This window comes from Pseudomonas sp. HD6422 (assembly GCF_025377065.1).
Taxonomy (GTDB): domain Bacteria; phylum Pseudomonadota; class Gammaproteobacteria; order Pseudomonadales; family Pseudomonadaceae; genus Aquipseudomonas; species Aquipseudomonas putida_U.
Genome location: NZ_JAHWIW010000037.1, coordinates 1 through 21409, shown reverse-complemented (window position 1 = coordinate 21409; position 21409 = coordinate 1). Strand labels below are relative to the sequence as shown.

16 protein-coding genes are annotated in these 21409 nt (G+C 64.4%); 5 read left to right on the top strand and 11 right to left on the bottom strand.

Going from position 1 to position 21409, the window contains the following annotated elements:
- Positions 1–112 precede the first annotated feature (112 nt).
- Positions 113–2875, bottom strand: a complete 2763-nt coding sequence (gene gyrA, locus KY379_RS22680) for a DNA gyrase subunit A (protein WP_261241488.1) — start codon at positions 2873–2875, stop codon at positions 113–115.
- A 313-nt stretch (positions 2876–3188) separates the two neighbouring features.
- A complete protein-coding gene (gene mtnA / locus KY379_RS22675) occupies positions 3189–4265 on the bottom strand; it encodes an S-methyl-5-thioribose-1-phosphate isomerase (RefSeq protein WP_133330983.1) in 1077 nt (358 codons plus the stop codon).
- A gap of 110 nt (positions 4266–4375) precedes the next feature.
- On the opposite strand from mtnA, the gene ubiG reads away from it, so the two are divergent.
- The 3 genes from ubiG to KY379_RS22660 all read left to right on the top strand — a co-directional run bounded on the left by ubiG (position 4376) and on the right by KY379_RS22660 (position 6652).
- Positions 4376–5074 carry a bifunctional 2-polyprenyl-6-hydroxyphenol methylase/3-demethylubiquinol 3-O-methyltransferase UbiG gene (gene ubiG, locus KY379_RS22670; RefSeq protein ID WP_133330985.1) on the top strand — a complete coding sequence of 233 codons (699 nt, stop codon included), beginning with the start codon at positions 4376–4378 and terminating at the stop codon, positions 5072–5074.
- A 2-nt stretch (positions 5075–5076) separates the two neighbouring features.
- Complete coding sequence (gene mupP / locus KY379_RS22665) at positions 5077–5748, top strand: N-acetylmuramic acid 6-phosphate phosphatase MupP (RefSeq protein ID WP_133330987.1); 672 nt, start codon at positions 5077–5079, stop codon at positions 5746–5748.
- Between the two features lie 163 nt (positions 5749–5911).
- On the top strand, positions 5912–6652 hold the full coding sequence (locus KY379_RS22660; protein WP_196174382.1) for a YciK family oxidoreductase: 741 nt from the start codon (positions 5912–5914) through the stop codon (positions 6650–6652).
- A 349-nt stretch (positions 6653–7001) separates the two neighbouring features.
- Here the strand turns inward: KY379_RS22660 and KY379_RS22655 are convergent, their stop codons facing one another.
- The 7 genes from KY379_RS22655 to KY379_RS22625 form a co-directional block, all read right to left on the bottom strand.
- Positions 7002–7787 (bottom strand): TenA family transcriptional regulator, encoded by a 786-nt coding sequence (locus KY379_RS22655; protein ID WP_133330991.1) that lies wholly within the window; start codon positions 7785–7787, stop codon positions 7002–7004.
- A gap of 37 nt (positions 7788–7824) precedes the next feature.
- Entirely contained in the window at positions 7825–10281 is a 2457-nt protein-coding gene (locus tag KY379_RS22650) for an EAL domain-containing protein (protein ID WP_261241487.1), read from the bottom strand.
- Positions 10282–10423: 142 nt separating this feature from the next.
- Complete coding sequence (locus KY379_RS22645; protein WP_133330995.1) at positions 10424–12256, bottom strand: ABC transporter ATP-binding protein; 1833 nt, start codon at positions 12254–12256, stop codon at positions 10424–10426.
- Positions 12249–12881, bottom strand: coding sequence for a DsbA family protein (locus KY379_RS22640; RefSeq protein WP_133330997.1), 633 nt, complete (start codon positions 12879–12881; stop codon positions 12249–12251). The genes KY379_RS22645 and KY379_RS22640 overlap by 8 nt, the downstream gene beginning before the upstream one ends.
- Before the next feature lie 3 nt (positions 12882–12884).
- A complete protein-coding gene (locus KY379_RS22635) occupies positions 12885–13817 on the bottom strand; it encodes a rhodanese-related sulfurtransferase (RefSeq protein ID WP_261241486.1) in 933 nt (310 codons plus the stop codon).
- A gap of 121 nt (positions 13818–13938) precedes the next feature.
- Positions 13939–14235: a BolA family protein gene (locus tag KY379_RS22630; protein ID WP_133331001.1), complete on the bottom strand. Its 297-nt coding sequence runs from the start codon at positions 14233–14235 to the stop codon at positions 13939–13941.
- A gap of 10 nt (positions 14236–14245) precedes the next feature.
- Positions 14246–14770 carry a DUF2059 domain-containing protein gene (locus tag KY379_RS22625; RefSeq protein ID WP_133331003.1) on the bottom strand — a complete coding sequence of 175 codons (525 nt, stop codon included), beginning with the start codon at positions 14768–14770 and terminating at the stop codon, positions 14246–14248.
- A 152-nt stretch (positions 14771–14922) separates the two neighbouring features.
- Here KY379_RS22625 and KY379_RS22620 point away from each other — a divergent pair, with 152 nt between their 5' ends.
- On the top strand, positions 14923–16329 hold the full coding sequence (locus KY379_RS22620) for a class II fumarate hydratase (protein ID WP_261241485.1): 1407 nt from the start codon (positions 14923–14925) through the stop codon (positions 16327–16329).
- A 113-nt stretch (positions 16330–16442) separates the two neighbouring features.
- Here the strand turns inward: KY379_RS22620 and KY379_RS22615 are convergent, their stop codons facing one another.
- Together KY379_RS22615 and pap are read right to left on the bottom strand one after the other, a co-directional pair.
- On the bottom strand, positions 16443–17405 hold the full coding sequence (locus tag KY379_RS22615) for a DMT family transporter (RefSeq protein ID WP_133331007.1): 963 nt from the start codon (positions 17403–17405) through the stop codon (positions 16443–16445).
- A 222-nt stretch (positions 17406–17627) separates the two neighbouring features.
- Positions 17628–19121, bottom strand: coding sequence for a polyphosphate:AMP phosphotransferase (gene pap / locus KY379_RS22610; RefSeq protein WP_133331009.1), 1494 nt, complete (start codon positions 19119–19121; stop codon positions 17628–17630).
- 150 nt (positions 19122–19271) lie between these two features.
- Here pap and mnmC point away from each other — a divergent pair, with 150 nt between their 5' ends.
- Positions 19272–21245 carry a bifunctional tRNA (5-methylaminomethyl-2-thiouridine)(34)-methyltransferase MnmD/FAD-dependent 5-carboxymethylaminomethyl-2-thiouridine(34) oxidoreductase MnmC gene (mnmC, locus tag KY379_RS22605; protein ID WP_261241484.1) on the top strand — a complete coding sequence of 658 codons (1974 nt, stop codon included), beginning with the start codon at positions 19272–19274 and terminating at the stop codon, positions 21243–21245.
- The last annotated feature ends 164 nt before the right edge of the window (positions 21246–21409 follow it).

Sequence of the window (21409 nt, the reverse complement as noted above, 5' to 3'; positions counted from 1 at the left end):
TTCGGTTGCCACATCCCATGCAGGAACCGTGGCGCCTGCATCGCGAGCTGCGCTCGCTCCTACACAGTCAAACGGGGCGACCTTGGTCGCCCCGCTCGGGTTTTACGCTTGCTTACTCCTGCGGAGCCTCTTCGGCACCCGCAGCTTCATCATCCGGCGCGTCGGCCTGGACGCCCTCCTCGTCCCCTTCGATGGCTTCATCGAATTCGTCTTCGGACGGCTCCTGGATTCGCTCCAGGCCTACCAATGTCTCGTCGCTGGCCAGCTTGATCAGCGTCACGCCCTGGGTGTTACGGCCCAGGCTGGACACCTCACCGACCCGCGTCCGTACCAGGGTGCCTTGGTCGGAGATCAGCATGATCTCCTCGCCTTCCTGCACCTGGATGGCGCCGATCAGCAATCCATTGCGCCCCTTGGTGCCCATGGCGATCACGCCTTGGCCACCGCGACCGCGACGCGGGAACTTGGACAGCGGCGTGCGCTTGCCGAAGCCCCGCTCGGAGGCGGTGAGGATCTGCGCGCCAGACTCAGGGATCAGCATCGAGATGATGCGCTGGCCCTTGCCCAGTTTCATGCCTCGTACGCCACGGGCGGTACGGCCCATTTCGCGAACCACGCTCTCGGCGAAGCGGATCACCTTGCCGGCGTCGGAGAACATCATGACTTCCTTGGCGCCGTCGGTGATGGCCGCGGCGATCAGGGTGTCACCTTCCTTGAGCTTCAGGGCGATCAGGCCGTTGGAGCGCGGACGAGCGAACTGAACCAGCGGAGTCTTCTTGACGGTACCGGAAGCGGTGGCCATGAAGATATAGGCGCCGGTCGGCTCGGCCACCCACTCAGGTGTATCGCCGTCTTCTTCGTCGACTTCCTCGACCTCGACCACTTCGCCTTCGATCACGCCGTCATCGCCGTCTTCGAGCTCTTCGTCCGGATCGGCGTTTTGCTGCAGGGCTTCGAGGTCGATCTGCAGCATGGCGGTGATGCGCTCACCCTCCTCCAGCGGCAGCAGGTTGACCAGCGGGCGACCACGGGCGGCGCGGGAGGCCTCGGGAATGTCGTAGGTCTTGAGCCAGTACACCTTGCCCTTGCTGGAGAACAGCAGCAGGGTGGCGTGGCTGTTGGCGACCAGCAGGTGCTCGATGTAGTCCTCGTCCTTGACACCGGTGGCCGACTTGCCCTTGCCGCCACGGCGCTGAGCCTGGTAGGCAGACAGCGGCTGAGTCTTGGCATAGCCGCCGTGGGAGATGGTCACCACGCGCTCTTCTTCGGGGATCATGTCGCCGTAGTTGAGGTCGTGACGGGCATCGAGGATTTCGGTGCGACGGGCATCGCCGTATTCGGCACGGATAGCTTCGAGCTCTTCGCGGATCACTTCCATCAGGCGCTGGGCACTGCTGAGGATGCGGATCAGTTCGCCGATCTGCTCGAGGATTTCCTGGTACTCTGCCAGCAGCTTCTCGTGCTCCAGGCCGGTCAGGCGGTGCAGGCGCAGGTCGAGGATGGCCTGGGCCTGCTCAGGCGACAGGTAATACTTGCCATCACGCAGGCCGTATTGCTCTGGCAGGTCTTCCGGACGGCAGGAATCGGCGCCGGCGCGCTCGACCATGACCTGTACGGCACTGGACTCCCAGGCCGTGGAAATCAAGGCTTCCTTGGCTTCGGACGGCGTCGGCGAGGCCTTGATCAGGGCGATGACCGGGTCGATGTTGGACAGCGCGACAGCCTGGCCTTCGAGGATGTGGCCGCGCTCACGGGCCTTGCGCAGCTCGAACACGGTACGCCGGGTGACCACCTCACGGCGGTGACGAACGAAGGCTTCGAGCAGGTCCTTGAGGTTGAGCAGCCGCGGGCGGCCATCGACCAGGGCCACGATGTTGATGCCGAACACGCTCTGCAGCTGGGTCTGCGAGTACAGATTGTTGAGCACCACCTCCGGCACCTCGCCGCGACGCAGCTCGATGACGATGCGCATGCCATCCTTGTCGGACTCGTCGCGCAGCTCGGTGATGCCTTCGATCTTCTTCTCTTTGACCAGCTCGGCGATCTTCTCGATCAGGCGAGCCTTGTTCAGCTGATACGGCAGCTCGGTGACGACGATCTGCTGACGGCCACCGACCTTGTCGATGTCCTCGATCTCGGAGCGGGCGCGCATGTAGATGCGGCCACGGCCGGTGCGATACGCCTCGATGATGCCCTGGCGACCGTTGATCAGGCCGGCGGTGGGGAAATCGGGACCGGGGATGTACTGCATCAGCTCGTCGACGGTGACCTCGGGGTTGTCGATCAGCGCCAGGCAGCCGTCGATGACCTCGCCGAGGTTGTGCGGCGGGATGTTGGTCGCCATGCCCACGGCGATACCGCTGGAGCCGTTGACCAGCAGGTTGGGGATACGGGTCGGCATGACCGCCGGGATCTGCTCGGTGCCGTCGTAGTTGGGCACCCAGTCGACCGTTTCCTTGTGCAGGTCGGCCAGCAGCTCGTGGGCCAGCTTGGCCATGCGCACTTCGGTGTATCGCATGGCTGCGGCGTTGTCGCCGTCCACCGAACCGAAGTTGCCCTGACCGTCGACCAGCAGGTAGCGCAGCGAGAACGGCTGGGCCATACGCACGATGGTGTCGTAGACCGCAGTGTCGCCGTGGGGGTGGTACTTACCGATGACGTCACCGACCACACGGGCGGACTTCTTGTACGGCTTGTTCCAGTCGTTGCCCAGTTCGCTCATCGCATAGAGAACGCGGCGATGCACGGGCTTCAAGCCGTCACGCGCATCGGGCAGCGCTCGCCCGACAATCACGCTCATCGCGTAGTCGAGGTAAGACTGTCTCAGTTCGTCTTCGATATTGACCGGGAGGATTTCTTTGGCCAGTTCGCCCATGAGAAGCCTGATTCCTTTTTCTGGTGAAACTTCGCAGCCTCCATCAAGGGCCGAACGAAGCTCGCCGCCGCAACGCAAAAGGGAGCGACGACTTACGACAAATCAATGAGTTGTGCCATGGATCTGCGCAATGAAGGCCGCCGTCGTGGGCGGTCTTGGAAACTGCCGGATGTTATCACAAAGGCGTTACGGGTGGGGAGATATGGCTGGGGTGGCAGCAGGGAGAGTTGCGGCGCGGCGGATATCGAGCGCCGCGCGGGCGGCGCTCGATATCCGCCACACCACAACCCACCCGCCAAGCCAATCCCGCCCCTCAATGCAACCGCTTGCGGCACATCAACTGGGCCAGCTTGGCCGTGTCCGGGCGCTCGACGATGCCTCGTTCGGTCACGATCACGTCGATCAGGTCGGCCGGAGTCACATCGAACACCGGATTGAACACCTCGACATCCGCTGCCACCCGGGTGCCGGCCAGGTCCAGCAATTCATCGGCGGCGCGCTCTTCCAGGGGAATGTCCTCGCCGCAGGCCAGGTTCAGGTCGATGCTGGTGCTCGGCGCCACCACCATGAAGCGCACACCATGGTGCATGGCACTCACCGCCAGCTGGTAGGTGCCGATCTTGCTCGCTACATCGCCGTTGGCGGCGATGCAGTCGGCCCCCACCACCACCCAGGTGATGCCCTTGGTCTTCATCAGGTGGGCCAGCGCAGAATCGGCGCACAGGGTCACGGGAATGCCTTCGTTGGCCAATTCCCACGCCGTCACTCGCGAGCCGTGCAGCCAGGGACGGGTCTCGCCGGCGTAGACCCGCTCGACCATGCCCTCCAGAAAGCCCGCGCGAATCACCCCCAACGCCGTGCCGATACCGCCACAGGCCAGCGCGCCGGCATTGCCGTAGGTCAGCAAGGCCTGCTGGTTGCCCTGGTGACGACGGATCAGTTCGATGCCGTGCTGGGCCATGGTCAGGTTGGCCTCGCGGTCGCTTTCGTGAATAGCGAGCGCCTCGGCCTCCAGCGCCGCCAGCACGTCGTCCTCGGGACGTACCCGTTGCAGGCGTTCGCGCATGCGGTTGAGTGCCCAGAACAGGTTGGCGGCGGTGGGGCGTGCCTCGGCCAGGCTGAGGAAGTCCTCTTCCAGGTCCTGCTCCCAATCGCCACCCTGCGCCAGGCGCTCTTCCAGGGCCAGCACCAACCCATAGGCCGCGGCGATGCCGATCGCTGCGGCGCCGCGCACGGCCATGTCACGAATAGCCACCACCACCTGCGTTACATCGTCGCAGGTCAGCCAGCGCTCCTGCGCTGGCAGCAGACGCTGGTCGAGCAGGTGCAGGCAGCCGTCGTGCCAGCGAATGCCGGTCACCTTCTCCGCCGCCAAAAGTTGCTCGCGCATCGCCTCTCCCCGTCGTTCGCACATTAAAAGCCGGCGATTATAGCGACCCTGCGCCGCAGACGCTCGGGTATACTGCGCCCTTTGAAGTACACGTTCCCGAGGACTGTTCAATGAGCAACGTCGACCACGCCGAAATCGCCAAGTTCGAGGCCCTGGCCCACCGCTGGTGGGACCGCGAGAGCGAGTTCAAGCCGCTGCACGAGATCAACCCGCTGCGCGTCAACTGGATCGACGAGCGCGTCGGCCTGGCCGGCAAGAAGGTGCTCGACGTCGGCTGCGGCGGCGGCATCCTCAGCGAATCCATGGCCCTGCGTGGCGCCAGCGTCACCGGCATCGACATGGGCGAGGCGCCCCTGGCCGTGGCCCAGCTGCACCAGCTGGAATCCGGCGTCCAGGTCGAGTACCGGCAGATCACCGCCGAGGCCCTGGCCGAGGAAATGCCCGGGCAGTTCGATGTGGTCACCTGCCTGGAAATGCTCGAGCACGTACCCGACCCGTCTTCCGTTATCCGCGCTTGCTACCGCATGGTCAAGCCGGGCGGCCAGGTGTTCTTCTCGACCATCAACCGCAACCCCAAGGCCTACCTGCTGGCCATCATCGGCGCCGAGTACATCCTGAAGATGCTGCCGCGCGGCACCCACGACTTCAAGAAATTCATCCGTCCGTCCGAACTGGGCGCCTGGAGCCGCGCAGCCGGCCTCGAGGTCAAGGACATCATCGGCCTGACCTACAACCCGCTGACCAAGCACTACAAGCTCGGCAGCGATGTCGACGTCAACTACATGATCCAGACCCTGCGCGAGGAATGAGCATGCGTTTGCGAGCAGTACTCTTCGACATGGACGGCACCCTGCTCGACACGGCGCCGGACTTCATCGCCATCTGTCAGGCGATGCTCGCCGATCGCGGCCTGCCGCCAGTGGACGATGAGCTGATCCGTGGCGTGATTTCGGGCGGTGCCCGGGCGATGGTCGCCACGACCTTCGCGATGGATCCGCAAGCCGAAGGTTTCGAGGCCCTGCGCCTGGAGTTCCTGGAGCGCTACCAACGCGATTGCGCGGTGCACAGCAAACTGTTCGACGGCATGGCCGAGCTGTTGGAGGACATCGAGAAAGGCAACCTGATCTGGGGCGTGGTCACCAACAAGCCGGTGCGCTTCGCCGAACCGATCATGCAACGCCTGGGCTTGGCCGAGCGCTCAGCCCTGCTGATCTGCCCCGACCACGTGAAGAACAGCAAGCCCGACCCCGAGCCGCTGATCCTGGCCTGCACCACCCTGAAGCTGGACCCCGCCAGCGTGCTGTTCGTCGGCGACGACCTGCGCGACATCGAGTCCGGCCGCGCTGCCGGCACCCGCACGGCAGCGGTGCGCTACGGCTATATTCATCCTCAGGACAACCCGAACAACTGGGGCGCCGATGTGGTGGTGGACCGCCCACTGGACTTGCGCAAGGTGATCGACAGCGCACTGTGCGGTTGCTGAGCCGAGACCTGGTCCAGGAATCCGCGTACGCCCTACCCCTGTGGGAGCGGGCTTGTCCCGCGAACACGGACGAAGCCCGTGCCATCCACCACGGTGTCGGCTTGGCGGGCAAGCCCGCTCCCACGAGGCTCGGCACCTTCCCCATTGAACAAGGGATAATCTGATGTACGACTACACCGCCCGCCCCGACCTGCTCAAGGGCCGCGTCATCCTGGTCACCGGTGCCGGCCGCGGCATTGGCGCCGCAGCTGCCAAGGCCTATGCCGCCTTGGGTGCCACCGTGCTACTGCTGGGCAAGACCGAAGCCAACCTCAACGAGGTCTACGATCAGATCGAGGCCGCCGGTCACCCGCAGCCGGTGGTGATCCCGTTCAACCTGGAAACCGCTCTGGCGCACCAGTACGACGAATTGGCAGTGATGATCGAGGAGCAGTTCGGCCGCCTCGACGGCTTGCTCAACAACGCCTCGATCATCGGCCCGCGAACCCCGCTGGAGCAGCTCTCGGGCGATAACTTCATGCGTGTGATGCACATCAACGTCAACGCCACGTTCATGCTCACCAGTACCCTGCTGCCGCTGCTGAAGCTGTCGGAGGACGCCTCGGTGGTGTTCACCTCCAGTAGCGTCGGGCGCAAGGGCCGGGCTTACTGGGGCGCTTACGGGGTATCGAAATTCGCCACCGAGGGATTGATGCAGACCTTGGCCGACGAGCTCGAAGGCGTAGCTCCGGTGCGTTCCAACAGCATCAACCCCGGAGCCACACGCACGGCGATGCGGGCGCTGGCCTATCCCAGCGAGAACCCGCAGAACAACCCGCTGCCTGAAGAAATCATGCCGGTGTACCTGTACCTGATGGGGCCGGACAGTACCGGGGTGAATGGCCAGGCGTTCGACGCCCAGTAAGAGATTGGGGGTCTGCACGGGCCTCTTCGCGGGGCAAGCCCGCTCCCACAGGATCCCCACAGGCCTTGAAAACTGTGGTGTTCCTGAGGCTCAGGCTCCCCACAGGCCTTGAAAACTGTGGTGTTCCTGAGGCTCAGGCTCCCCATAGGCCTTGAAAACTGTGGTGTTCCTGGGGCTCAGGTTACATACAAGCTTTGAAAACTGTGGTGTTCCTGAGGCTCAGGCTCCCCACAGGCCTTGAAAACTGTGGTGTTCCTGGGGCTCAGGTTACACACAATCTTTGAAAACTGTGGGGTTCCTGTGGGAGCGGGCTTGCCCCGCGAAGAGGCCGGCACCGCCCCCAAAGCCCTCAACCTGCCGCCAACGCCGGCCGCGCCCGCCCTACCTGGCGCCCTTCCACCTGCATGCACCGCTCCAAGAACAAGTACATGCAGTCATAGCTCTTGCACACCGCCTTACGCAGTTCATTGCGCAGCCCCTGGCTGGGGTTCTCACCCGCCAAAGTGCAGATGATCTCCAACGCCTCCCACGGGTGCGCATCGTCGTACTGGGCATGCATGCGCAGCCACTTCATCGCGCGCTTGCGCACGTCCTCGGGGAAACCTTGGGCATAGGTATCGGACGCGCAGACCACCGCCGACCACTCTCCGGTCGCACCCTCGATGGCATAGTTGGTCGCGGCCATCGCGACCGCCAGCGACTCGGTGGTACAGACCCGCCAACACCAGTCGTTGAGGCCATTGAGCTCGGGTGGCACTTCCTGCGCCTGGAGGTCATGCAGGCTCACGCCATGGGCCTGACACCAATGCACCCAGTAGTCGGCATGGTTGAGCTCGACGCGGATGTTGCGCATCAGCCAGCGCCGCGCCATGTCCTCACCTGGATGGCGGGCATAGCGGGTCTTGGTCAGGTTGTGGGCCATGTACAGGGAAAACTGCTCGACCACCGGCCAACCCCCGATCAGGTACTGGCGCACAGTGGCCGGTTTGAGCTGGCCATCGCGCAGGCGCTGGTAGAACTCATGCTCCACCACCCGGCGCTTGCTCTCGCGACAATCTTCGATCAGCTGTTGGGCCCACTGCGGATAACTGGCTGGATCCATTAACGGTCCAATACGAACGAATGCGTCAATCACTTTCAGCTCCTTGATCCTTGTGATCCAACGTTCAGCGTCAGCGGAATGTCCCCGGCGCCCGATGCAACAAAGGCCGTGTCGCAATCCGCTGGCGCTGCAGACTGTCGACGGTGAACACCTGGGGACGCTCTATGAGGTAGCCCTGGGCGTAGTCCACGCCAATCTCCTGCAAGGCCTGTTCGATCAGCGGTGTTTCGACGAACTCGGCAATGGTCCGTTTACCCATGACATGGCCAATATGGTTGATCACCTCGACCATGGCCCGGTTCACCGGATCATCGAGCATATCTTTGACAAAACTTCCGTCGATCTTCAAGAAGTCCACAGGTAAATGCTTCAAATAGGCGAATGACGACATTCCGGCGCAGAAGTCGTCCAGGGAGAACTTGCAGCCCAGGCCCTTCAATTCATTGATGAAGCGGATGGCACTGCCGAGGTTGGCGATGGCGGTGGTTTCGGTGATCTCGAAACAGATCATCTTCGCCGGGATGGCATACTCGCCGAACAGCCGTTTCAGGTAGTCGAGGAACATGTCATCGCCGATACTGGCGCCCGACAGGTTGATCGCACACATCGACAGCGGTCGCTCGCGGCCCTGATCCAGGCACTGGCGGATGACCTGGAAGACACTGCGCACCACCCAGCGGTCGATAGCCGTCATCAGGCCGAACCGCTCGGCGGCCGGGATGAAGCTGCCGGGCAGGATGATACGGCCGCTCTCGTCCTGCAGGCGCAGGAGGATCTCCAGATGGCCGGCGCCCTCGTGGGGCCTGAGCGCGGCGATTTCCTGGGCATACAGGCAGAAGCGGTTTTCCTCCAAGGCCACGTGCAGGCGTTGGATCCAGGCCATCTCGCCAAATCGTGTGGACAACTCGCTGTCGTCGTCGTGATACACCTGCACCCGGTTACGGCCCTTCTCCTTGGCCAGGTAGCAGGCCATGTCGGCAGCCCGCAGCGAACCTTCCAGGGTGCTGGGCACTTGCGCCAAGTGCACCAGGCCAATGCTCACGGTGGTCACGAACGGCCGCCCCTTCCACACGAAATGCAGGCTCTGCACGGCCTGGCGCAATTGATCGGCGATGCGCTCGGCCTGGTCCGGCGGGCAGTTTTCCAGGAGTATGCCGAACTCATCACCGCCCAGACGGGCCAGGGTGTCACTCTCGCGCAGCCCCGACTGAAGCACCGCGCAGATGTGCCGCAACAACTCGTCGCCAGCGGCATGGCCACAGGTGTCGTTGACCAGCTTGAACTGGTCGAGGTCGAGGAACATCAGCGAATGCCGTCCCGCTTGGCGCGCCAAGCCATTGAGGGCCTGCTCCAGGCGGTACTCGAACTCGCGCCGGTTGGCCAGCCCGGTCAGGGCGTCGTGGGTGGCCTGCCACGACAGATTGGCGATGTACTGCCGCTCCTGGGTCATGTCGTGCAACACCAGGACGATACCGGCCACCTGCCCCTGATTGACGATCGGCGAGCCAACCAGGTTGACCGACACCGTGCTGCCGTCCAGGCGCTGGATCAAGCGCGCGTGCTCGGGGCCGCCATCGAGCGTGCCGGAAAGCACCTGTTCGACCAGGCCGGCGCTGCTGTCATCGGCGTGCTCCTCGACCAGGCTGAACAAGGCCGCCAAGGGCAGCCCCACGGCCTGACCGGCATGCCAGTGGGTCAGTTGTTCGGCAGCCGGGTTCATGTAACCGATGTAGCCATGCATATCGGTGGTGATCACCGCATCACCGATGGCCTGGAGGGTGATCTGCGCCCGCTCTTTTTCCTCCTGCAGGGCGCTGGCGAAGGCCTGGCGCTGGGCCAGCAGCTTGCTCGAACGGCGCCAGGCGATGGCGATCAGGAACAGCGCGGTCAGCAGGTTGATGGCCAACAGCAGGCGCAAGAGCAGGCGCGACCCCTCGCCCAGGGCAGCGCTGAACGCTTTGGAGGCCGGGGTCACGCCATCGTCGATGGCGACGATTCGCGCCTTCCACGCGGCCACTTGCTCGGCATCGACCGGGCCGGCGGCGATTCGCTCGCGCATCACCTGAGCCAGTACGTCGAGCTGACGCAGGTAGCTGTCGCCCATCTCCCAATACTCGATCGCCGTCTGCACGTAGCTGACCTGGCGGAAGTTGCGATAGAACCAGATGATCCGCTCGACATCCTCGGGATGGTTGCCGCCTTGCAGCACCGCCCGGCGGGCAGCATCGAGATCGGGGCTGGACTGTTCGAGCAGCACGCGCATCTCGCGATCGCCCTGAGGCACGCTGATGGCCTGGCGGTAACGCTGATAGACGCGCTCGTCACGGCTGTCGGCGTACAGGTTGAGATAGGAGATGGCATCTTTCTGCGCCTTGGACCATAAGCTTTCACCCGCGACGTAGGCGCGCACGGCCGATAACGCATAAAGGCTGACGCTGCCCAGTAGCATCTGGAACACCACTACCGCGACAAATGGCCAAATGATGCCCAACAGCCTTGGCGCTTCGAGAGTCCGATTTCCCTTCATGTAGTCCCTGTCGCAGAGTAGATAAGGCACGGATCGACCCAGACAAGCAAAGCGTAGGCGATTTGCTATCTATGCGGTGGGAATTTGTTTGTTGCGAATGTAAGCCGGGAGGGTTGGGGGCGGCGAGATCGAGCGCCCACCCTCAACTTTGCTGCAAATGCCCGTACAGCTTGGCATACAACCCGCCTTCGGCGATCAACTGCTGGTGCCCGCCCTCTTCGGCCACGCGACCGCCATCGAACACCATTACCCGGTCGGCCTGCTTCACTGCCGACAGTCGGTGGGCGATGATCAACGTGGTACGCCCACTGAGAAAACGCCCCAGGGCCTGATGCAAGTTGTACTCGGTGGCCGCATCGAGCGCCGAGGTGGCCTCGTCGAGGATCACCACCTTGGGCTCGGCCAACACCATGCGGGCAATGGCCAAGCGCTGGCGCTGGCCCCCGGACAGGCGCACGCCGGAGCGACCGACCACGCTGTCCAGACCTTGCGGCAAGGCAGCGATGGTGGCATCGAGCTGGGCGATGCGCAGCGCCTCCCAACAGGCCTCGTCACTGCTGTCACGGCCCATGGTCAGATTGGCACGCACGGTGTCGTTGAACAGCGACGGATGCTGCAACACCACCGCCACGTTCTCGCGCAGGGTTTCCAGGCCGATCTCCTGCAGGCTCGCGCCGCCGAAACGAATGGTTCCGGCCTGGGCGCTGTACAGGCCCAACAGCAATTGCACGAGGGTGCTCTTGCCACCACCGCTGGCACCGACGATCGCCACTTTCTCGCCAGCGGCAATCGTCAGGTCCAGGTGTTCGAGCACCGGCTCATCGGCATAGGCGAAGCTCAAATCGCGGACCTCGATGCCGACCGTCGAGCGACCGAGGAACGGGTCGCAAGCGGCCGGATACTGCGGCTCGTCGGCTCGCGCCAGCAGCTCGTTGAGCCGGCTCAAGGCACCGCCGGCGGCATAGTAGGCGTATTGCAGGTTGAGCAACTGCTCGACCGGACCGATCATGAACCACAGGTAACTGAACACCGCCAGCATCTGGCCGATCGACAGGTCGGAAAACAGCACGGTCAACATGGCCGCGGCGCGGAAGATGTCGATGCCGAACTGGAACAACAAGCCGCTGGCACGGCCACTGGCATCGCTCTTCCATTGCGAGTCGACGGCATAGTCACGCACTTCACGGGCGCGCAGACCGAGGCGACCGAGGAAATAACCCTGGCGGTTACCGGCGCGGATCTCCTGGATCGCATCGAGGGTCTCGGCCAGCGCCTGGGTGAAACGCGACGTGCTGTCGTTCTCGAGCTTCTTGAGATGCTTGACGCGCTTGCCCAGTTGAACCGTGAAGTAGATCACCAGTGGGTTGAACAGCAGGATCAGCAGGGCCAGCTTCCAGTGCATCCAGATCAGAATCGCCGCCGTGCCGGTCAGGGTGAGCATGGCCACGAGGAAGCGACTCAGGGTTTCGCCGACGAACTTGTCGAGGGTGTCCAGGTCGGTGACCAGGTGCGTGGTCACGGTACCGCTACCCAGGCTTTCGTACTCCTTGAGCGAAATGCGCTTGAGGCGCTCGATCAGACGGATGCGCAGGCGGTACACGATGTCCTTGGCCAGGCCCGCGAACAGCTTGGCCTGCACCACGTTGAACGTCAGCGCAGCCAGGCGCAGACACAAGGTGAGCACCAGCATCAGGCCGATATAGCCGACCGGCGCCTGCCAGCCAGTGGGCAGCAGGTGGTTCATCCATTTCAGCGCAGCATCGCCATGGCCGAGCAGCACTTCGTCGACCAGCAATGGCAGCAGCAATGGGATCGGCACGCTGCAGCAGGCGGCCAGCACGGCCACCAGGTTGGCGCTCCACAGGTGTTTCTTGTGATGCAATGCCAGGCGACGGATCTGTGCCCAGCTCAGTCGATCGGGCACAGCCGCCGGCTTACCCGGCACAGGGTCTGGCGACCCGGGAAGATCAAGCACAGGCAGCCTGCTGCAACCAGCGACCGAGCAACGGTTGCAGGCGCTCCAGGGGCTGGTAGCCGTTGGTCAGCAAGGCCAACTGGCCATTGCGCTCGGCCAGCAGGGTCGGGAAGCCGGCGATACCCAGGTCCTGGACCCAGCTGAAGTCGGCTGCGGTGGCGACCCGGGTGTCGGCGTGGGCGAAGACCTCGGCGAAAGCGCTGCGGTCGAAACCAGCCTGCTCGGCCAGGTCGACCAGTTGCGGCGCGGTGGTCACGTCCAGGCCCTGTTCGTAGAAGCCGCCCTGGATCAGTGCCAGCAACGGCCACACACGCTCGGCGTCGAGGGTGCGCGCCGCGACCAGGGCGCGGCAGGCGGGCTCGGTGTCGTAGACGAAGCCATCGGGCATGGCGCCGTCGAAACGGAACGGCTGGCCAGTGGCCTGCGCCACCGCTTGCCAATGTTCGAGGATGTATTTGCGGGTGGCGGCATCCAAGGCGCTGCCGCCGGTGCGCAGGCCACCCGGTACCACGTGGGTGGCCACGCCCGCGTCACGCGCCTGGTCGATCAGGGCCGCGGCCACTGGCGCGAAGCCCCAGCACCAGGAGCACATCGGGTCCATCACATAGATCAGGCGCATGGACATGCATCAGGCCTCGGCTTTGTAGTTGTAGCCAATCGGGTGCGGCAGGTTGCGGGCCTTGGCCAGCTCGATCTGCTTCTGCCGGTCGATGGCGCTGCGCCGGGTCTTCTCGCTCAGGCTGTCCCAGCAGTGCGGGCAGCTCACGCCTGGCGAGTAGTGCTCGGACGCGCGGTCGGCAGCGTCGATCGGGTGGCGGCAGGCATGGCACTGGTCGTATTCGCCTTCGCTGAGGTCGTGGCGCACCGTCACGCGGTTGTCGAAGACGAAGCAGTCGCCATCCCACAGGCTCTCTTCCTGAGGCACTTCCTCGAAGTATTTGAGGATGCCCCCTTTGAGATGATAGACCGCTTCGAAGCCCTCACCGAGCATGTAGCTCGAGGCTTTTTCGCAACGGATGCCGCCGGTGCAGAACATCGCCACCTTCTTGTGCTTGCTCGGGTCGAAGTTGGCCTTGATGTACTCGGGAAACTCGCGGAAGGTCTCGGTCTTGGGATCGACGGCGCCCTTGAAGGTGCCAATGGCCACCTCGTAGTCGTTGCGGGTGTCGATCAGCAGCACTTCCGGGTCGCTGATCAGCGCGTTCCAATCCTTGGGCTCGACGTAGGTGCCGACCTGCTGGTTGGGGTCCACGCCTGGCACGCCGAGGGTGACGATCTCTTTCTTGAGCTTGACCTTGGTGCGGTAGAACGGCTGTTCGTCGCAGTACGATTCCTTGTGGTCGACATCCACCAGGCGCGGGTCGCTGCGCAGCCAGGCAAGCAGTGCGTCGATGCCTTCACGGCTGGCCGAAACGGTGCCGTTGATGCCTTCGTTGGCCAGCAGCAGGGTGCCTTTGACGCCATTGTCGAGCATGGCCTTGAGCAGGGGTTCGCGCAGTTCGACGTAGTCTTCCAGGGTGACGAACTTGTACAGCGCCGCGACGACGATCGGTTGGGACATGAAGCGGTATCTCCAGGTGGTTGCCCTCGTAAGGGGCGGACCGGGTTTGACATGAAAAGCCAGGGGGCCGCGATGCGGCCCCCTGGGATGTTGCGAATTCTACCAGAACGGTAGAGAGGATTCAGTGCCCGCCGCCGGCACACACCGGCGAGGCAGGCGCCGCGCCGACCTTGGCCCACTCCTCGGCGGTATAGGTATGAATGGCCAGGGCATGGATCTCACCCATCAGCTCACCCATGGTGGCGTAGACCTTCTGGTGACGCTTGACGCTGTTGAGCCCGGCGAACTGCTCGCTGACGATCACCGCCTTGTAGTGGGTCTCCTGGCCACGGCTGTGCATGTGGCTTTCGTTGAGGACTTCAAGGTGTTGCGGGGCCAGCGCGGCCAATTGTTGCTCGATGCGTTGCTGCATGGTCATCGGCGGTCACTCACTTCTTGGTCGGGGCGGCTGCCTTGCCGGCGTTCGGGTCGAGTTCCTTGGTCATGTCCTCGAGCAGCTTGTTCACCACTGGTACTGCAGGTTCCAGGCTCTGCTGGGTCAACTGAGCCGACTGCTGGGTGACCTTGGGCATCTCGCGCAGGACTTTCTTGCCCAGGGGCGATTCATAGAATTTGACCAGATCCTTGAGCTCTTGCTCGGTGAAGGTCTTGGTGTACAGGTCGACCATTTTCGGCTTGAGCTTGTTCCAGCCGATGGCGTTGTCCAGCGCGGCGTTGGCTTTGGCCTGGTAGCTCTCGAGCACCGGTTGCTTGGAGGCAGGGGCCTTGGTCTGGGCGAACCGCTGGGCGAACATCTGCTGGACCTGCATGTACACCGGGGTACCCAGCTTGTCGGCATTGGCCAGGGTCAGGAATTTCTCGGCAGCAGCGTTGTGGCTGGAAGTGGCAGCGAGGACCTGGCCGCTGGCACAGGCCAGGGCGACGGCAGCACAGAGGACACGGAGACGGGTCATTGCAATTCCTTCGAAAGAGGGAGGGGGTACCTCAGAAAGGAGCATTCTGCGCCGTGGTGGCGAAGTGCTCAAGTGGCACGACATGCGATTGAACCGCACTGTCGAATCAGGGCCTAAACTGCGATTTCGAACACTTAAGGAGTGAGCGCAGCATGAGCCGTATCGAGACAGACAGCTTAGGCCAGGTCGAAGTTCCTGAGGACGCCTACTGGGGCGCCCAGACCCAGCGGTCGCTGATCAACTTCGCCATCGGCAAGGAACGCATGCCGCTTCCGGTGCTGCACGCCCTGGCGCTGGTAAAAAAGGCCGCGGCACGGGTCAACGATCGCAATGGCGACCTGCCTGCCGATATCGCCCGGCTGATCGAACAGGCCGCCGACGAAGTGCTCGCAGGTGAACACGACGACCAGTTCCCGCTGGTGGTGTGGCAAACCGGCAGCGGCACCCAGAGCAACATGAACGTCAACGAGGTGATCGCCGGACGCGCCAACGAGCTGGCCGGCCAGGGGCGCGGCGGCAAGACGCCGGTGCACCCCAACGACCACGTCAACCGCTCGCAGAGCTCCAACGACTGTTTCCCCACCGCCATGCACATCGCCGCCGCCGAGGCCGTGCACAATCAGTTGCTGCCGGCGATCGCCGAATTGTCGTCGGGGCTCGCCGAACTGGCGGCGCGCCATCATCAACTGGTCAAGACCGGTCGCACGCACATGATGGATGCCACGCCGATCACCTTCGGTCAGGAGATCTCGGCCTTCGTCGCTCAGCTCGACTACGCCCAGCGAGCCATCCGCGCCACCCTGCCGGCGGTGTGCGAGCTGGCCCAGGGCGGTACTGCCGTGGGCACTGGCCTCAACGCCCCGCACGGCTTCGCCGAAGCCATCGCCGCCGAGCTGGCGGCGCTGTCCGGGCTGCCGTTCGTGACCGCACCCAACAAGTTCGCCGCCCTCGCCGGCCACGAGCCACTGACCAGCCTCGCTGGCGCTTTGAAGACACTGGCGGTGGCGTTGATGAAGATCGCCAACGATCTGCGCCTGCTCGGCTCGGGGCCGCGTGCCGGATTGGCCGAGGTACGCCTGCCGGCCAACGAGCCGGGCAGCTCGATCATGCCGGGCAAGGTCAACCCGACCCAGTGCGAAGCCCTGTCGATGCTGGCTTGCCAGGTGCTGGGCAACGACGCCGCAATCGGCTTCGCCGCCAGCCAGGGGCATTTGCAATTGAACGTGTTCAAGCCGGTGATCATTCATAATCTGCTGCAATCGATCACTCTGCTCGCCGATGGCTGTCGCAACTTCCAGCAGCATTGCGTGGCGGGGATCGAGCCCGATGCCGAGCAGATGGCGGCGCACCTGGAGCGTGGCTTGATGCTGGTGACGGCCCTCAATCCGCACATCGGCTACGACAAGGCCGCGGAAATCGCCAAGAAGGCCTATGCCGAAGGCAAGACCCTGCGTGAGGCGGCGCTGGAGTTGCAGTACCTGAGCAACGAACAGTTCGACCAGTGGGTGCGACCGGAGAACATGCTGGCGCCGGGGGGGAAAGGGTTGAGCGCTAGGTAGCCAATACCGGCCTCTTCGCGGGCAAGCCCGCTCCCACAGGAACACCCCAGCCCTCGAAATAGAGCGGGTATCTGTGGGAGCGGGCTTGCCCGCGAAGAGGCCGGTACTGACCATCACAGAACTTGACCTAACCGCGCCTTCCGCGCCCGCCAACCGGCCACCAGCGATGGCCCCAAAGCCACCAACGCCGACCCCAGCACCACCGTCACCGCCCCCAGATACCCCAAGCCATTGAGGCCCTCGGCCTGCACGTACTCAGGCCAGACCCAGGCCGCCAGCGCCACGGCCACCAGGGTCACCAGCGGCGTCAGCGCCAATGTCGCACTCACCCGCGAGGCCTCCCAGTGCGCCAGAGCCTCGGCGAATGCGCCATAGGCCACCAGAGTATTCAGGCAACAGGCCAGCAACAGCCAGCCCTGCACCGGGGTCAGTTGCAAGACCTCCAGCGGGTGCACCCAGGGGGTGAGCAGCAGCGCGCAACTCAGGTAGATCACCATCATCACCTGCTGCGAATGCCAGACCGTCAGTAGCTGTTTCTGACTCAAGGCGTAGAACACCCAGATGCTGGTCGCCAGGACGATGGTCAACACACCCGTGGTATAGGCACCCAGCGAGGTCAGCAGCTCTTCCAGGCGTTGATTGAAGAACAGCCCGAAGCCACCCAACAGCACCAGCAGGCCGATACCCTGCCCCAGGCTGAAACGCTCCTTGAAGACGAACACACTGGCCACCAGCAACAGCACCGGGCCAAGCTGCACCACCAGTTGCGCGGTACCAGGGCTGAGCAGATTCAGGCCAACCAGGTACAGCACGTAGTTACCCATCAGCCCGCACACGGCCACCAGCACCAAGCCCTTGCCCTTGCGTCCCAGTGCCTGCACCGACGGCAGCCGACGCTTGGCGCGCAACCAGATGAACAGCAGCCCTCCGGACACCAGCAGGCGATACCAGGTGACGGTGATCGGATCCATCACCTGAAGCACCTGCTTGAGCTTGATCGGCAGGATGCCCCAGAGCAATGCCGTCAGAAGTGCCAGCAGCAGGCCGTGGATCCAGCGTCCGGAAGTGATGTGCATGGTGCCCTCGTGTCGGCCCGTGGTGGGGGGCCGATTCTAAGGGCTTGGAAGGCTCGACTGGGGGAAAGTGCCGGGAAAAAAATTCATCAGGTCATTCCCAGGGGGCATGGTTGTCTGTGCCGGCCTCTTCGCGGGACAAGCCCGCTCCTACAGGTATTTCACAACTCCAAGGCCGGCGGTGATCCTGTGGGAGCGGGCTTGTCCCGCGAAGAAGCCAGCACATCACTTTTTATCCTTGGCGAACGCCGCTTCCAGCGCCTCATTGATGGTGCGCAACACCTTGACCCGCGCCCAGCGCTTGTCATTGGCCTCGACCAACGTCCACGGCGCAATCTCGGTGCTGGTGCGATCGACCATGTCGCCCACGGCCTGGGTGTACTCGTCCCACTTGTCGCGGTTGCGCCAGTCGTCCTCGGTGATCTTGTAGCGCTTGAACGGCGTTGCCTCGCGCTCCTCGAAACGCTCCAGCTGGGTCTGCTGGTCGATCGCCAGCCAGAACTTGACCAGCACGCCCCCGGCATTCACCAGTTGCTCTTCGAAATCGTTGATCTCGCCGTAGGCGCGCATCCAGTCGATCGGCGCGCAGAAGCCCTCGACCCGCTCGACCAGCACCCGCCCATACCAGGAGCGGTCGAAGATGGTGAACTTGCCTCGGGCTGGCATGTGCCGCCAGAAACGCCAGAGGTACGGCTGGGCGAGCTCCTCCTGAGTGGGCGCGGCGATCGGTACGATGCGGTACTGACGTGGGTCGAGCGCGGCAGCCACGCGGCGGATGGCACTGCCCTTGCCGGCAGCGTCATTGCCTTCGAACACCGCGATCAGGGCGTGCTTGCGCATGTGCTTGTGGCGCAGCAACCCGGCCAGGCGCGCCTGCTCGGTCACCAGTTGTTCCTGGTAGTCGGCCTTGTCCAGGCGCAAGGTCATGTCCAGGGCACCGAGCAGGCTGCGCTGATCGATGCTGCGGCCCAGCGGTGCGATATTGCCCTGGTGCTTGCCCTTGGGGTTGCTGGCCAACGCGGCTTGCAGGCTTTCGAGCAGGATACGCCCGACCGCCAGGCTGCGGTAATTCGGGTCGACGCCCTCGACCACGTGCCAGGGCGCATAGTCGCGGCTGGTCCGGCGCAGTACCCGCTCGCCGAAGCGCACGAAGCGGTCGTAGGTTCGCGACTGCTGCCAGTCCAGCGGGCTGATCCGCCAGCTGTGCAGCGGGTCGTCCTTGAGCGCCTTGAGCCGCGCCTTCATCTGTTTCTTCGACAGATGGAACCAGAACTTGATGATCAGCGCGCCTTCGTCGCAGAGCATCTGCTCCAGGCGCTCGGCCCCGGTGATCGCCTGGTCGAGCACGGCATCCTTGAACTGACCGTGCACCCGGCCCTGGATCATCTGGCTGTACCAGTTGCCGAAGAACACCCCCATCCGGCCCTTCGGTGGCAGGGCCCGCCAGTAGCGCCAGGCGGGTGGGCGAGCCAGTTCCTCGTCGGTCTGCTGGTCGAAGGTGAGCACGTCGATCATGCGCGGATCCATCCACTCGTTGAGCAGCTTGACCGTCTCGCCCTTGCCGGCACCCTCGACGCCGTTGATCAGTACGATCACCGGAAACCGCGCCTGCTGCTTGAGCTCGTATTGCGCCTCGAGCAGGGCCTCGCGCAGGGCGGGCACCTCGGCGTCGTAGGTGTCCTTGTCAATGCTGTGACCGATTTCCGCAGATTCGAACATGCTGGGCTCCCTCGATGGATAAGCAAGACTAGCGGAATCCTGGCGGCTGGCGTCAAGCTGGCAGATGCAAGAAACAGCCGGCCGTGCCACCATTTGCGCCTTTACTCACCGCGTGCAGCTTCGCGCTTGCCACTTTCAGCGAAACCCGCCATGTCCGCACCCACCCTTGTCCAGCATGCCCAGATCGACTGGGACGACCAGGGCCGCCCCCACTCGCGGCAATACGACGACGTCTATTTCTCGAAGAACGAAGGGACCGAGGAAACCCGGCATGTGTTCCTCGACCAGACCGGCCTGGCCGAACGCTTCGCCAACCTGGCGCCGCATACCAGCCTGGTGATCGGCGAAACCGGCTTCGGCACCGGCATGAACTTCTTCTGTGCCTGGCAGCTGTTCGCCGAGCGGGCACCCAACGAGGCCCGGCTGCATTTCGTCAGTGTCGAGAAATTCCCTCTCGCCCCCGACGACCTGGCCCGCGCGGTGCGTCTGTGGCCAGAGCTATCGGCGTTCAGCGAGCCGCTGCTGGCGCAATATGTGGCGGTGCACCCAGGCTTCCAACAGTTCACCTTCGACCAAGGCCGGGTCACCCTGACCCTGCTGGTGGGCGATGTACTGGAGCAACTGCCCCAGCTCGATGCGCGCATCGATGTGTGGTTTCTCGACGGTTTCGCCCCGGCCAAGAACCCCGACATGTGGACCCCCGAACTGTTCGCGCAACTAGCGCGGCTGTCGCGCCCTGGCACTGCGCTGGGCACCTTCACCACCACCGGCTGGGTCCGACGAGGGCTGATCGACGCAGGCTTCCGAATGAAAAAGGTGCCCGGCATCGGCAAGAAGTGGGAGGTGATGAGCGGCGAGTACATCGGCCAGCCCCACCCTGCCGCTACCGCGCCGTGGTATGCCCGCCCCGGGATACCCGCAGGCCCGCGGCAGGCGCTGGTGATTGGCGCCGGCCTGGCGGGCAGCGCCACGGCCGCCAGCCTTGCCGCACGCGGTTGGCAGGTGAGCGTGCTGGAACGCCACGATGCCCCCGCCCGCGAAGCCTCCGGCAACCCCCAGGGGGTGCTGTACCTCAAGCTGTCGGCGCATGGCACAGCGTTGTCGCAGATGATCCTGTCCGGTTTCGGCTACACCCGGCGTCAGCTCGAACGACTGCAACAGGGCCGCGACTGGGAAGCCTGCGGCGTGCTGCAGCTGGCCTTCGACAGCAAGGAAGCCGAGCGCCAGAACAAGCTGGCCGAAGCCTTCGACCCCAGTCTGCTGCAGGTACTGACCCACAGCGAAGCCGAGACGATCGCCGGGGTGGCGCTGCCGGCTGGCGGCTTGTTCTATCCCGAGGGGGGCTGGGTGCACCCGCCGGCCCTGTGCCAGGCACAACTGCAGCACCCTAATATCCGCCTGCTGCCGCACCAGCAGGTGCTGGCGCTGCGCAAGGTCGATGGCCTGTGGCAGGCCTGGGACGGCGAACGGTTGTTGGCCAGCGCGCCCGTGGTGGTGCTGGCTACCGCTGCCGAGGTACGGCATTTCGAGGCCTGCGCGCAGTTGCCGCTCAAGCGCATCCGTGGGCAAATCACCCGGCTGCCGGCAACGCCCGCCAGCCGGGCGTTGCGCACCGTCGTGTGCGCCGAGGGCTATGTGGCGCCGCCACGGGGTGACGAGCATACCCTGGGGGCCAGTTTCGACTTTCATAGTGAAGACCTTGAACCAACTGTGGCCGAGCATCAGGGCAACCTGGCCCTGCTGAACGAGATCTCCACCGACCTCGCCCAACGTCTGGGCGGCCACGCGCTGGACGCCGGACACCTGCAGGGACGTGCGGCGTTCCGCTGCACCAGTCCCGATTACCTGCCGATCGTCGGACCGCTGGCCGATTCGACCGCGTTCGCCAAGGCTTACGCGGTGCTTGGCAAAGATGCACGCCAAGTGCCGGAGGTGCCCTGCCCCTGGCTGGACGGCTTGTATGTGAACAGCGGGCATGGCTCGCGCGGACTGATCACCGCGCCGCTGAGCGGCGAGCTGATCGCGGCATGGGTCAATGACGAGCCGTTGCCACTGCCGCGTGCGGTGGCCGAAGCGTGTCACCCGAACCGCTTTGCATTGCGCAGGTTGATTCGCGGGAAATGAAGGGGTGGGTTTGGGGTGGTGGGGGGGGGGGGTTGGGGGGGGGGGGGGGGGGGGGGGGGCCCGGCGCCCCCCCCGCCCCCCCCCCCCCCCCCGCGGGGGGGCGGGGGGGGGGCCGGGCGGGGGGGGACGTGGGCGCGCAGGGGGCGTGAGGGGGGGGGGGCGAT

Excerpts from the sequence above, each read along its gene's own strand:
- gyrA (WP_261241488.1), bottom strand. The coding sequence starts at position 2,875 with ATGGGCGAACTGGCCAAAGAAATCCTCCCGGTCAATATCGAAGACGAA.
- mtnA (WP_133330983.1), bottom strand. The coding sequence starts at position 4,265 with ATGCGCGAGCAACTTTTGGCGGCGGAGAAGGTGACCGGCATTCGCTGG.
- ubiG (WP_133330985.1), top strand. The coding sequence starts at position 4,376 with ATGAGCAACGTCGACCACGCCGAAATCGCCAAGTTCGAGGCCCTGGCC.
- mupP (WP_133330987.1), top strand. The coding sequence starts at position 5,077 with ATGCGTTTGCGAGCAGTACTCTTCGACATGGACGGCACCCTGCTCGAC.
- KY379_RS22660 (WP_196174382.1), top strand. The coding sequence starts at position 5,912 with ATGTACGACTACACCGCCCGCCCCGACCTGCTCAAGGGCCGCGTCATC.
- KY379_RS22650 (WP_261241487.1), bottom strand. The coding sequence starts at position 10,281 with ATGAAGGGAAATCGGACTCTCGAAGCGCCAAGGCTGTTGGGCATCATT.
- KY379_RS22640 (WP_133330997.1), bottom strand. The coding sequence starts at position 12,881 with ATGTCCATGCGCCTGATCTATGTGATGGACCCGATGTGCTCCTGGTGC.
- KY379_RS22635 (WP_261241486.1), bottom strand. The coding sequence starts at position 13,817 with ATGTCCCAACCGATCGTCGTCGCGGCGCTGTACAAGTTCGTCACCCTG.
- KY379_RS22630 (WP_133331001.1), bottom strand. The coding sequence starts at position 14,235 with ATGACCATGCAGCAACGCATCGAGCAACAATTGGCCGCGCTGGCCCCG.
- KY379_RS22625 (WP_133331003.1), bottom strand. The coding sequence starts at position 14,770 with ATGACCCGTCTCCGTGTCCTCTGTGCTGCCGTCGCCCTGGCCTGTGCC.
- KY379_RS22620 (WP_261241485.1), top strand. The coding sequence starts at position 14,923 with ATGAGCCGTATCGAGACAGACAGCTTAGGCCAGGTCGAAGTTCCTGAG.
- KY379_RS22615 (WP_133331007.1), bottom strand. The coding sequence starts at position 17,405 with ATGCACATCACTTCCGGACGCTGGATCCACGGCCTGCTGCTGGCACTT.
- pap (WP_133331009.1), bottom strand. The coding sequence starts at position 19,121 with ATGTTCGAATCTGCGGAAATCGGTCACAGCATTGACAAGGACACCTAC.
- mnmC (WP_261241484.1), top strand. The coding sequence starts at position 19,272 with ATGTCCGCACCCACCCTTGTCCAGCATGCCCAGATCGACTGGGACGAC.